This is a genomic window from Aeromonas sp. FDAARGOS 1409, assembly GCF_019048705.1.
GTDB lineage: Bacteria > Pseudomonadota > Gammaproteobacteria > Enterobacterales > Aeromonadaceae > Aeromonas > Aeromonas sanarellii.
On the sequence record NZ_CP077395.1, the window covers coordinates 3,123,402 to 3,136,215 of the forward strand.

7 protein-coding genes are annotated in these 12,814 nt (G+C 67.3%); 3 read left to right on the plus strand and 4 right to left on the minus strand.

The window, feature by feature from the left end:
• Window positions 1-5: 5 nt before the first annotated feature.
• Window positions 6-6,284, plus strand: coding sequence for an amonabactin biosynthesis non-ribosomal peptide synthetase AmoG (gene amoG / locus I6L39_RS14790; RefSeq protein ID WP_216990075.1), 6,279 nt, complete (start codon window positions 6-8; stop codon window positions 6,282-6,284).
• Entirely contained in the window at window positions 6,281-7,825 is a 1,545-nt protein-coding gene (gene amoH, locus I6L39_RS14795) for an amonabactin biosynthesis glycine adenylation protein AmoH (RefSeq protein WP_216990076.1), read from the plus strand. The genes amoG and amoH overlap by 4 nt, the downstream gene beginning before the upstream one ends.
• A gap of 75 nt (window positions 7,826-7,900) precedes the next feature.
• On the opposite strand, the gene I6L39_RS14800 is transcribed toward amoH, so the two are convergent.
• Window positions 7,901-8,839: an iron-siderophore ABC transporter substrate-binding protein gene (locus I6L39_RS14800; protein ID WP_216990077.1), complete on the minus strand. Its 939-nt coding sequence runs from the start codon at window positions 8,837-8,839 to the stop codon at window positions 7,901-7,903.
• Window positions 8,840-9,024: 185 nt separating this feature from the next.
• Here I6L39_RS14800 and I6L39_RS14805 point away from each other — a divergent pair, with 185 nt between their 5' ends.
• On the plus strand, window positions 9,025-9,756 hold the full coding sequence (locus I6L39_RS14805) for a 4'-phosphopantetheinyl transferase (RefSeq protein WP_216990078.1): 732 nt from the start codon (window positions 9,025-9,027) through the stop codon (window positions 9,754-9,756).
• A 58-nt stretch (window positions 9,757-9,814) separates the two neighbouring features.
• Here the strand turns inward: I6L39_RS14805 and I6L39_RS14810 are convergent, their stop codons facing one another.
• From I6L39_RS14810 to I6L39_RS14820, 3 genes are read right to left on the minus strand one after another with little or no spacing between them, the layout of a single operon-like run.
• On the minus strand, window positions 9,815-10,618 hold the full coding sequence (locus I6L39_RS14810; RefSeq protein WP_216990079.1) for an amonabactin ABC transporter ATP-binding protein: 804 nt from the start codon (window positions 10,616-10,618) through the stop codon (window positions 9,815-9,817).
• Between the two features lie 43 nt (window positions 10,619-10,661).
• A complete protein-coding gene (locus I6L39_RS14815; RefSeq protein WP_216990080.1) occupies window positions 10,662-11,711 on the minus strand; it encodes an amonabactin ABC transporter permease subunit 1 in 1,050 nt (349 codons plus the stop codon).
• Window positions 11,712-11,723: 12 nt separating this feature from the next.
• Complete coding sequence (locus I6L39_RS14820) at window positions 11,724-12,740, minus strand: iron ABC transporter permease (protein ID WP_209791933.1); 1,017 nt, start codon at window positions 12,738-12,740, stop codon at window positions 11,724-11,726.
• Window positions 12,741-12,814: the final 74 nt, after the last annotated feature.

Here is a 12,814-nt window from a genome sequence, read left to right on the forward strand (position 1 = left end):
AACAGATGAACAATATGATTTTGCTGTTGAAACAGCTGGAACGGCAGGGGGTCAAGCTGGCGCTGAACGACAAGGGCCAGCTTATCTCCCAGTCAAGCAAGGAGGCGGTGACGCCGGCCATCGGCGCCACCATCAAGGCCCACAAGGATGAACTGGTGCGCTGCCTGGCGGCCCGTGCCGCCTTCGAGGCACCCATTGTCGCCGAGGGCGCCCGGCAGGGGCCGCTCTCGTCGTCCCAGAGCGGGCTCTGGTTTATCGAGCAGTACGAAGAGGCCTCCCACCTCTACAATATGCCGGTCTACTTCAGAGTGAGCGGCGAGCTGGACACGGCGGCGCTGGAGTTTGCCTTCGACCACCTGTTTGCCCGCCACCCCAGCATGCGTACCCGCTTCATCAAGGACGAGGCGGGCAGGGGGGCGCAGGAGATCCTGCCCCACACGCCCTTCAAGTTGCAGATTGAGGACGTGAGCGCAGAGCCCGCTGCCGAGCGCGAGGCCTATGTGGCCCGCCGGGTGCGCGAGGAGATCGGGCGCCCCTTCTCCCTGACCCAGGGGGATCTCAGCCGGGTGCACCTGATCCGGCTCGGCAGCCGCGAGCACGTGCTGCTGATCACCCAGCACCACATCATCTCCGACGGCTGGTCGGTCAAGAACATGTTCGCGGATCTCAAGCGTGCCTTTCTTGCCCATCAGAACCGCGAACCCCTGCAGGTGAGCGAGCTGCCGCTCACCTACATCGACTATGCCCGCTGGTTCAACTCACCGCGTTTCCTCGATTATCACGCCGAGTTTAAGCCGTTCTGGGTCGACCGGCTCGGTGGCAGCCCGGAGGTGCACGGTCTGCCGCTCGACAAGCCGCGCCCGGCCCATCAGGCCAGCGGCGGCGAGCTGGTCTTCTCCACCATCGACAACACGCTGTGGGAGAGCTTCAAGCGCCTCTGCCAGCGCCACAGCACCTCCAACTTCATCGGTCTGCACGCCCTGTTTGCATTGCTGATGGTGCGCCAGAGCGGCGAGAAGGAGGTGGTGATCGGCACCCCGCTCGCCTATCGCGAGCGCCACGAGATCGAGTCGCTGGTGGGCTTTTTCGTCAACACCCTGGTGCTGCGCACTCAACTCAGCGGCAAGCCCAGCTTTGTCGACTATCTGCAGCAGTGCCGGGAGGAGGATCTGGCGGCCTTCGATCACCAGCTCTACCGCTTCGAGGCGCTGGCCGAGGCCATCGGTGCCGATCGCACCACCGCCATCAACCCCATCTTCCAGATCATGCTGGTCTATCAGGCCAAGGTGGACTTCAACGATCTCATCCCCGGCTGCCAGCTGGTGGAGGAGACCTCGCCGGTGCTGCCGGCCAAGACCGACATCTCGGTCAAGGTGACCGAGCTGATGGACTCCGTCAGGGTAGACTGGCTGTTTGCCACCGCCCTGTTCGAGCGAGAAACCATCCAGGCTCTTGCCGATCGCCTGCTGCACCTGATGCGCGCCGTGGTGGCGGCCCCCGAGACCGACATCTGGCAGTTGCCGCTGGAGGCGGGCACCGACCAGGCGGCGCTCGCGGCACAGCTTGCCGACCTGCCGCCGGACTACCCGAGCCGTGACACCCTGCTCTGCCATATCGAGCGGCGGGCTATTCAGTTGCCGGACGCGCTAGCGGTCAGCGACGGCGCGCAATCGTTGACCTATGGCGAGCTGGAGGCGCGCGCCAACCGGCTGGCCCACTGGCTGCAGGCTCAGGGGATCACCCCGGGCGCCGCCATCGGCATCCAGGCCAGACGCGATGTCGCCTTCGTGGTTGCCCTGCTCGCCTGCTGGAAGGCGGGGGCGGCTTATGTGCCCCTCGACCCTGCCTATCCCGCCGAGCGGCTGGCCCATATCCTGGGCGATGCATCCATCAGCCTGGTGTTGGGGGGCGTGCCGGACCCGCGGCTTGGCGAGGCGCTGGCGGGCACGACTGCCGAATATCACGATCTGCACGGGCTGGCGCTGGACAAGATGCCAACCAGCACGCCCGTACTGCCCCGGGACGCCGCCATGCTGGCCCAGATCATCTACACCTCCGGCAGCACCGGCCTACCCAAGGGGGTCATGGTGGAGCAGGGCAGCCTGGTCAACCTGATGGCGGATCACGGTGAGCGCATCGACCTTGGGAAGGGTGGCGCCATGTTCAACTGCATGTCCCTCTCGTTTGATGCGGGCAACATGACCAGCTTGCTGCCCCTGTACTGCGGCGCGGCCCTGCACTTCGGCGTGCCGGGCGAGGGGGTGATCAGTGCCGCGATCGCTTGCGGTGCCAGCCACATGATCCTGCCCACGGCACTGTTGGCGAATCTATTGCCACCGACGGATCTCGGTTCCCTCAAGGCCATCGGCTTTGGCGGCGAGGCGTGCCCGAGCAGCCTGGTGGAGCGTTGGGGAGAGCGGGTGGCGCTGTTCAACATGTACGGCCCGACCGAGTGCACCGTCACCGCGCTCTGCGCGCGGCTCACCCCGGGGACGCCCATCACCATAGGTCGCCCCGTCAACCACCTGAAGGCGCTGATCCTGGACGAGGCGGGCAACCTCTGCCCGGTGGGGGTGCCCGGCGAGCTCTGCCTGGCAGGGCTGGGGCTGGCCCGCGGCTACCTCAATCTGCCACAGCGTACCCAGGAGGCCTTTATCGAGCTGGCCTTTGATGCAACGAATGAGGAACGTACCCATCGCCTCTATCGCACCGGCGATCGGGCCCTGCTGCGCCGCGACGGCAACATCCAGTATCTGGGCCGGATAGACGAGCAGATCAAGCTGCGCGGCTATCGCATCGAGCCGGGTGAGATAGAGACCCGGCTTGCCGAATTGTGCCCGGTTATCCGCCAGATCAAGGTGGTGGTGCAGGAGGGGCGTCTGCTCGCTTACGCCTGTTTGCAGGCCGGGGCCAGGGAGCCCGACGGCGATGCCCTGCTGCAGCGTGCCGGCGAGTGCCTGCCCGAATACATGGTGCCGGCGCGCCTCTGCTGGCTGCCCGAGATGCCGCTCACCCCCAACGGCAAGCTGGATTTGCGCCGCCTGCCCGCCATCGTCTGGCAGCAGAGCAAGGTCGAGCCGCAAAACGAATTGGAGCAGACCGTGCTCGCCATCTGGCAAGGGGTGCTCAAGCAACCGCTCGGGGTGGAGGATGACTTCTTCCGTCTGGGCGGTGACTCCATCCTCAGCATCCAGCTCACCACCCGGTTGCGGGATGCGGGGCTGCACTGCAGCGTGAAGGACGTGTTCGAAGCCAAGACGGTGCGCCGCCTCTGCCGCCAGCTCGGCCAGCAGCAGGCGGTCAGCCACAGAAGCGAGCAGGGCAGCCTGACCGGTGAGTTCCCGCTCCACCCCATCCAGCACTGGTTCTTCGAGCAGGGCTTTGCCAGGCCCGGTCACTGGAATCAGGGGGTGATACTGCGCCTGCCGGCCGGGGTGGACGACGAGGCCCTGCGCGGCTGGCTGAATGCGTTGCGCCAGCACCACGATGCGCTGCGCCTGGCGGTGACCCCGACCGGCCAACGCTACCTGGCCGAACTGCCATTGCCGCCGTTGCCGACCCTGGATGCCGCCAATCTCGATGAGGCAGAGCTGCAGGCCCGCCTGACCGAGCTGCAGGGGGATCTCGACCCTGCCAGCGGCCACACTTTGGCCTGGGCCCGCCTGCGCAATCTCTCCCTCGAGGGGGCGCGCGAGGGCGAGACGGTGGAGGGGCTCTTCCTCGCCTTCCATCACCTGGTCATCGATGCGGTCTCCTGGCGCATCCTGGCCGAGGATCTGGCACGGGTGAGCAGGGGCGAGCCACTGCCCGCCAAGGGCAGCAGCTATCGCCAGTGGGGCGAGGGGCTCGCGGCCTACGCCAAGCGAGAAGAGGAGCAGCTTGGCTTCTGGCTGGCTCAGGGGGAGGCCAGCAAGCTAGGCTTGCTGGAGGAGCGACGCGCCGCCGATGGCCGCGCCGCCGCCAGCCTGCTGCAACTGAGTCAGGAGACCACGGCCCGTCTCATCGACACCGCCAACCAGGCCTACTTCACCCGGGTGCCCGACCTGCTGCTGGCGGCACTGACTCGTACCCTGAGCGAGCAGGGTTACGGCAGCCGTCACTGCGTGATGCTGGAAGGACACGGCCGTGAGGCCATCGATGCTGAACTGGACGTGAGCCGTACCCTGGGCTGGTTCACCAGCACCTACCCGCTGGCGCTGGCGGATGCCGGGGCGTGGGATGCACTGGTGTGCGCCACCAAGGAGCAGCTGCGCGCCGTGCCGGACAAGGGGGTGGGCTTCAACGCCCTGCGGCTGCACCACCCCCGTGGTGCTGAGCTGCCCCAGGCCCTGGTGGTCTTCAACTACCTGGGGGTCAGCCATCAGGGCGAGGCCGCTCAAGCCTGGCAACCCCTGCCCGTGGCGCCGGGGGCACCCACGTCCCCTGACAACCTGCCGCGGGAGCTGGTCAGTCTGCACGGTGGCGTGTTTGATGGCCGCCTCACCCTGCGCCAGGTGGGCGCCCTCAATCAGCAGGCGAGCGACGCCCTGATGGCGCGGCTGGCGGACAATCTGACGGCGCTGGTGGAGCACTGCTGCACAGTGAAGGCCCCGCGCCATACCCCGAGCGACTTCCCGGGGCTTGGCCTCTCGCAAGCCGCGCTCGATGGGGTGCTGAGCGGACGCGAGGTGGAGACCCTGCTGCCCATGACCTCGCTTCAGCAGAGCATGTTCCATCACAGGGCGTTGCTGCCCCGGGATCACGCCTATCACCTGCAGACCGAGATGGACTATCACCAGCCGCTGGACGTGGCGGTCTACCGTCAGGCCTGGCAGGGGCAGATCGCCCGCTGGCAGGCCCTTCGCAGCGAGCTGGTGCTGGCGGATGGGGTCGCGCTGCAGCGCATCTTGAAGTGCGCCGAGTTGCCATTCCACTATGAGGACTTGTCCGAGGTGGGAAATGCAGAGGCACGGGTCCAGGCCTACCGTGAGCAGGATCTGGCCCGCCCGATCCCGCTCGAGCAGGCGCCCCTGCTGCGCCTTGCCTGTTTCAAATTGGCCCCCGATCACCACAAAGTGATCTTCAGCGCCCATCACGGCGTGCTGGATGGCTGGAGCGGCCCCGTGTTGCTGGGTTCCTTGCATCGCGGCTATCAGGCGCTGATGAACGGCCTGTTGCCGCAGGGCGAGCCGGATACCGCCTGGCTCGAGTTTGGCCGCCATATCGCCAGCCGAACCCGCAGCGCCGACGCCTACTGGCAGGGGCGGGGCGAGCTCTTGGCCAAGCCCAACGATCTCGCCTGCCTGTTCGGGGTGACGCTGGACGCTCGCTCAAGCGGGCGCCATACCCAGCAGCGACCGGCGGTGTGCGCCACGGCGCTGCCGGCCGAGGTGGCGACCTTGCTCGCCCATCGTGCCCGCGACCTTGGCGTGACTGCGGGCCTGTTGGCCCAATATGCCTGGCACCGTCTGCTGGCTCGCCGCTCTGGCGATGCCGTCACCCTGGTGGGCAACGTGACCCCGGGCCGGGACTATCCCATCGAGGGGATCACCACGAGCGTCGGGCTCTACATCAACAGCCTGCCGTTGGCGCTGGGGTGGTGCACCGAGCTGACCCTGGCCGAGCATATCGCCCAGTTGCAGACCGACCTGATGGCACTCAATGAGCACGGCACCCAGTCGCTGGCGGCACTGACGAAAGGTAGATCGCGTCTCTTCCAGAGCCTGTTCGTGTTCGAGAACTACCCCATGCCGGCGGCCCCTGCCGCCCCCGAACCCCACCAGCTGGTGCCGCGCTTTGGCACCGTGGTGGAGAAGGTGGAGCTGCCTCTGTCGCTCGTGGTCAGCAGTCGGGGCGAGACGTTCCAGCTGCGCCTCGAGTTTGACGGCGAGCAGATCCCCGAGGCCCGGGCCGAGGCGGTGCTGGCTGACTGGCTGGCCGAGCTTGGCTGGCTGGCGCAGGCGGACCTGAGCCAGCCGGCCAGAGTGGCGGCGGCCGCGCCGTTCCCTGTGAGGGCGCAAGTGGCCGCCACCAAGGCTGATGAACCCGGTCTGGCTCAGCCGCCGGCCGAGGCCCGCGCGCTGGTGGCCCTGTGGGAGCGCCAGTGCGGCGTGCCCGGCATCTGGCAACAAACCTTGATGGATTTGGGGGTGGATTCGGTGCAGCAGCTCGCCCTGCTGGCGGCCCTCAACGAGGCGTTCGCACAGGATCGGGTGCCGCTGACCCTGCAGATGCTCAAGGCCCACCCATCCCCCAGCCGGCTCTATGGGCACTGGCTGGTGCGCCAAACGGAGGCCGCGCTATGACAGTGACCATCAAGCATGAGGCTCAACTTGTGCAAACCCGGCCCGCCCCCCGTGAGGGGGCGGCCAACCTGGGTGCGCGGCTGGCGGCTTGCCTCGCTGCTACCCCGCTGGCCCCCGCCATCCGTATGGGTGGGGAGGGCATCAGTGAGGGCGGATCAGATGAGCAGTGGCTTAGCTACGGCGCGCTCAATGATCGGGTGGCCCAGATTGCCGCCCGATTGCAGGGGCTGGCGGTAGGGGAGCGGGTCGGCCTCTATCTCTCCCGCAGCCCCGATCTGGTGGCCAGCCTGCTGGCCTGCCTGCGCCTCGGCCTCACCTTCGTGCCCCTTGAGCCGGACTTTCCGGTGGAGCGGCTGCAGGGGATCGCCCACCAGGCGCGCCTGTCGGCGGTGATCTGCGACGGCGACAGGCCGGCCCCCGCCTTCGGTTGTCCGCTGCGCACCCTCGACGGGCCGGCAGCGGCAGGGGCCGTCTCCTGGCCCCAGGTGGATGACGCCCTGGCCGCCTACATGATGTTCACCTCGGGCTCCACCGGCGAGCCCAAGGGGGTGGTCATCAGCCGGCGGGCCCTGCTCTGCTTCCTCGACGGGATCCGCGAACGGCTCGGGCTTTCACCGAGCTGCCACTGGCTCTTTATCACCACCCCGGCCTTCGACATCTCGTTGCTGGAGATGCTGGGGCCGCTCTGGGGCGGTGGTCGGCTGACGGTGGCCGGCGGCGAGCACAACAAGGATCCGCTGGGAATGATGGCGCTGCTCGAGGCCGACCCCTCCATCAACTGGCTGCAGGCCACCCCGGCCTGCTGGCGCATGCTGCTCAAGGCCGGCTGGCAGGGGCGCAATATCCTCACCGCCCTGTGCGGCGGTGAGGCGCTGGACCCAGGTCTGGCCGAGCAGCTCTGTGCCCGCACCCGGCGGTTGTGGAACTGCTACGGGCCGACCGAGGCCACCGTCTGGTCGCTGGTGAGCGAGGTGCGCTGGCCACCGACTGATGGCCAGATCACCATCAGCCACAGCCTGCCCGGCTATCGGCACTGGGTGCTGGACGAGGTGGGGAAGCCGGTGGCAGAGGGGGAGTGCGGCGAGCTCTGCATCGAGAGCCCGGCTCTGTGCGAGGGGTACTGGCGCAAGCCGGCCTTGACCAGCGCCGCCTTCCTGCGCCTTGCCACCCATCGCCTCTATCGCACCGGCGATCGGGTACGGCGGCTGGGTGCGGACAGCTTCCTCTATCTGGGACGGCGCGACGATCAGGTCAAGCTGCGCGGTTTTCGCATCGAGCTCGGCGAGGTGGAGGCGGGACTGCGTCGTCAGGCCGGGGTGCAGGAGGCGGCGGTGCGTCTGGTGGGCGAGGGGGACGAGGCCATGCTGGTGGGCTACGTGGAGGCGAAAAGCGGGGTGACCCTCAACCGGCTGGCCCTGCGCAAGGGGCTGCAGGCGACGCTGCCGCACTACATGGTGCCGGCGCGGCTCATGCTGCTGGATGCCCTGCCCAAGACCGGCAGCGGCAAGCTGGACAGAAAGGCGCTGCCCTTGCCGGAATAAGTTGGACGTCAAAAGCCATGAATAAAAAAGAAGCCCGCATATGCGGGCTTCTTTGTGGGCTGCAATCACACGGGCTTACTGGGTGATGGGGGCCGCATCGTGTTTGGCCAGCAGCTGCTCGACGTCGTCTATCACCTGAAGGGCCGCCTGGGGGCCGCCGGTGGAGGTCCAGAGCGACCCGTCCACGGCGCCGAAGCGCTTGCCCTTGATGGCGCCGAGCTGCTGGAAGGCCGGGGTCTGCTCGGCCTGCCTCATGGCATCCACCGCATCGCCGCTGGTGCTGAGGGTACCGACCACCAGCCAGTCACCGTCCAGCAGGTTGAGGGACTCAAGGCTCAGGGCCGGAGAGTGGGGGCTCTTGTCGCCGATCTGGTGGGCAGGGCGAGCCAGCCCCATCTCGGTGACCACGCTGCTGGCGAAGGTGCCGCCATGCATGTAGCTCGGCCCCTTGGGGTTCCAGCGCACTATGCTCATCTGCTCCCCCTGATGTTGGGCGAGCTTGCTGCGGGCCTCTGCCAGGCGGGCCTCATACCGGGTGAGGAAGGCCTTGGCCTCGGCACCCCGGTTCATCGCGTCGGCGCTGCGGCCGAACACGGTTTTCCAGGGCTCGCCCCAGTTGCCGGTGACGACGGTGGGGGCGATCTCCTTGAGCAGGGCCAGCAGCTCGGGCTTGGTCTGGCCGGTGAGGATGAGATCCGGCTCCAGATCGATGAGGGTCTCCAGATTGGGGTTGTCCAGATCCCCGACCACGGCGATCTCCTTGCCCGCCTTGTCCAGCAGATAGCGGGGCAGGGTGGACTGGCCGCGTCCATTGACGGTGCCCACCGGCTGCACCCCCAGAGTCAGGGCGCTGTCGAGATCGAGTTCGCTCAACACGACGACCCGCCGGGGCGCATCGGGGACGCTCTGGGGCTGGCCGTTGGCATCGATGACCTGGCGGCTGCCCGCCTGGGCCTGGAAGCCCGTCAGGCTGGCCAGCATCAGCAAGGTGGCCAGCGGGGAGAAGATCTTCATGGTGACATCCTTATGGGTGAAATCGGTGGGCCGGAGTCTGTGGAAAGTGCCTGAGAGCCGCCCGGTCAGCCCCGAATGGGCGGGGACATGCTACCACAAAGCAAGTGAGAAGCGTTGTCATTTGTATTTGTGGCATGACCTCGGCTTGCTTTGGTACCATCGCAGACACCTGTCAGGAGCCTTTCATGTTGCCTCGTTGTCCCTCACTCGATGGATCCTTTGTCCGTCAATCCGATACCTTGTGCCTGCCGGGCCTGGAGACGCTGCCTCTTCATCGGGTCAGTTTTGATCCCGCCGCCTTCTCGCCGGAGTGCTTTGGGGCGCAGGGCATCATCCTGCCTGCTTCATTGCAGGGGGCTGCCCCCAAGCGCCTCGGGGAGTTTCTGGCGGGGCGTCTCGCAGCCCGTGAGGCCCTGCGTCCCTTCGGTCTTGCAGGATGCAGCGTGGCCATCGGAGCGGCCCGGGAGCCACTCTGGCCTGAAGGGGTGGAGGGGAGCATCAGCCACAGCCGGCTGGCGGGAGAGGGGGTGGCCCTGTGTGCGGTGCGCCCGGGCCAGGAGGGAATAGGGCTGGATCTGGAGGCCTGGCTCGATGGCGACCAAGGGGCGCAGCTCTGGCCCGGCATCATGGATGGGGAGGAGTGGGGACGGCTGGAGGCAGGGGCCCGCGCGCTCGGGCTGGACAGGGCCAGAGGGCTGACCCTGGTGTTTTCCGCCAAGGAGAGTCTGTTCAAGGCGCTCTATCCCAGGGTGGGGCGCTACTTCGACTTTCTCGATGCCCGCTGGCTGGGGATGACGGCACAGACCCTCACCCTGGAGCTTAAGGCTCCTCTTACTCCGACCCTGTCCGCCGGCTGGCGCTGCACCCTGCGCTGGCAGCGGCTGCCGGGAGGCCTGCTTACCCTGCTGGCGCTCTGAATCCGCCAGAACGTCAGACAATAAAAAACCGCCGATGGGCGGTTTTTTATTGTTGGTGTCAGGCGCGCTGCTGGTCCGCCGTGGCTTCGGTGCGCCGGCGCGGCACTATGACAGGGGCGCCATCGCCGGGGGCGTGCAGTATGTCCACGTCGGTCTGGTAGAGGCGGTCGATAAGGGGCTTGGTCACCACCTCCCGGGCCGGGCCCATGGCCTGGATGGCGCCATCCCCCAGGGCGATCAGCTCGTCGCAGTAGCGGGCGGCGGTGGCGAGATCGTGGATGACGATAAGCACCGTCTTGCCCTCGGCGGCGACCCGGTGGATGGCCTCCATCACCTCGGTCTGGTGGCCGATGTCCAGCGCGCTGGTGGGCTCGTCCAGCAAGATGATGTCCGCATCCTGGGCCAGCACCATGGCGAGCCAGACCCGCTGGGCCTGACCGCCGGAGAGCGAGCTGGCGCTCTGGTGCCAGATGCCGTCCAGCTGCATCCGCTCCCGGGCCCAGCCCACCATGCGGGCATCTTCCTCGCTCCACTGATTGAACCAGCCCTGATGGGGATGGCGGCCGTATTGCACCAGTTGCTCCACCAGGATACCGGGGGGGACCAGGGGGCGCTGGGGCAGATAGGCGAGCTCCCGGGCCAGGGCCTTGGCGCCATAGGCCCCGAGAGGTTTCTCCTTGAGCAGGATCTCCCCGGAACGGGGCTGCTCCTGGCCCGCCAGCAGTTTGAGCAGGGTGGACTTACCACCCCCGTTGGGGCCGACGATCCCCACCAGCTTGCCCCGGGGGAGGGAGAAGGAGATCTCCTTGAAGATGGTCTTTTGCGGGTAGCCGAACTGGAGTCGGTTCACGGTGAGCGTCATCGGGCGGCCCTCGGTCTGTGTTGGAAATGGATGAATGCCATGGTCAGTCGGCCTTCTGGCGATCTTTGAGCAGGATGAAGAGCAGCAGCAGGCCGCCGAGAATGCGGGTCATGATGCCGGTGGCCACCTCGTGGGGGCTGGCCAGCACCCGCACCAGGGTGTCGCTGGCGAGCAGCATCAGGGCGCCGCACAGGGCGGCAATCCAGAGCGGCACGATGCGATCCCGGCTGAGCCAGGAGGCGAGGATGGGGGCCGCCATGGCGATGAAGACCACGGGGCCGCCGATGGCGGTGCCAAGGGCTGCGACTATGATGGCCTGGGCCAGCACCCCGAGCTGGACCCGGTTCACGTTGACCCCCAGGGTGCTGGCCGTCACCGGTCCCAGGCGCAGCACGCCGAGGGAGCGGGAGAGACAGACGGTCCAGGGGCAGATGAGCAGGAGCAGCAGGCTCACCGGCAGCAGGGTGCCATAGCCCTGACCGACGAAGTTGCCCATGTTCCACAGATAGAGGCTGGTGAGGTGCACCAGGGACTGGGTGGACATGACGAACTGGCCGAGGGCGTTCATCAGCTCCGAGACCCCGATGCCGATCACCACGAACAGGTAGCCCTGTTCCCCCGGCTTGTTGCACAGGGCATAGAGCACGGCGGCGGCAAACAGGGCGCCGAAGGGGGCGGCCCACCAGGGCCAGCTGCCCAGGGTCAGATAGAGGGAGAAGATGATGATGGCAAGGGATGCCCCCTCGTTGACCCCGATCATGTCCGGGGTGGCGAGGCGGTTTCGCACCAGGGTCTGCACCAGGCAGCCCGAGAGTCCCATGGCGGCGCCGGCCACCAGCACCGCCAACAGGCGCGGCAGGCGGATCTTGAAGACGGTCACCTGATCGAGTCGGCTTCCCTCCCCGAGCAGGGTCTGGATCACCCCCATCATGGTGATCTTGCCGGAGCCCAGGGTGAGGGCCAGCAGGGAGAGCAGCACCAGTGCGACGATCAGCGCGAGGGTGATAAGCCAGGCGCGGCGGTGCAGCAGCAGGGTGCGGTGGCCGAGGCGCAGGCAGAGGGTGCCGCTCGGGAGTGAGAGAGGGTTCTTCATGGGCGTGGCACCTTATTTGACGGCCAGCAGGGAACGGAAGCCGCCGCTGCGCACCACCAGGATGAGTACGGGCGCCCCGATGAGCGCCAGAATGACGCCGTTGGGCAGCTCGTAGGGCTGGATCAGCCAGCGCGCCAGCACATCGGCACCGAGCAGAAAGAGCACCCCGAACAGGGCGGAGAAGCGCACCTGGATGGCGAGGCGTACCGGCTCCACCAGGCGGGCGCAGTAGGCGGCGAGGAAGCCGACGAAGCCGATGGGACCGGCGATGGCGATGGCGCAGGCGGTGAACAGGGTGGCGGCCAAGAGCACGCCGATCCGCACCCGGGTGGGGCGGATGCCGAGGGCCCTGGACTGGTGATCGCCCATCTGCATCAGGGTGAGGGGGCGGCAGAGCGCCAGGGTCAGCAGCAGGCCGAGCAGGGCAAAGGGCATCACGGTGAGCACCGCATCGAGATCTGAGGCGGCCAGCGACCCCAGATTCCAGAAGCGGAACTGCTCAAGCACCACCCGGTTGGAGAGCAGCAGGAAGTTGGAGAGGCCGCCGAAGGTGGCGGAGAGGGCGACCCCCACCAGGATGAGCTTGAGGGGGTTGGAGCGCCCCACCATCAGACCGAGGCCGAGCACGATGAGGTTGCCGAGCAGGGCCCCCATGCCGGACCAGAGCAGGTAACCGTAGGCGGATTCGACGCCAAAATAGGTGAGGCCGATCACCAGGGCAAACACGGCGCCGGCGTTGACTCCGAGCAGGCCGGGTTCGGCCAGCGGATTGCGGGTGGCGCTTTGCAGCATGGAGGCCGCCAGCGCAAGACAGACGCCCACCACCAGGGCACACAGGGTGCGGGGCAATCGCAGGGTGTGGACTATCATGGCGAGCTTTTCATCGGCCATGAGGGCGGGATCGCCCAGCAGAAATCCGGCGACCTCGCGGCCACCATAGACACCGGCCCCGGTGGCCAGTGACAGACAAATCAGCAGGAAGAGGAGCAGCACGCCGAGCCAGAACAGCCGAGCTTGGTATCTGAGCACTCAATGACTCCTTGAATTCGGGGAGGCAGAAACGCAAAAAGGGAGCCCCGCGACCGGGGCTCCCGCATACAGGA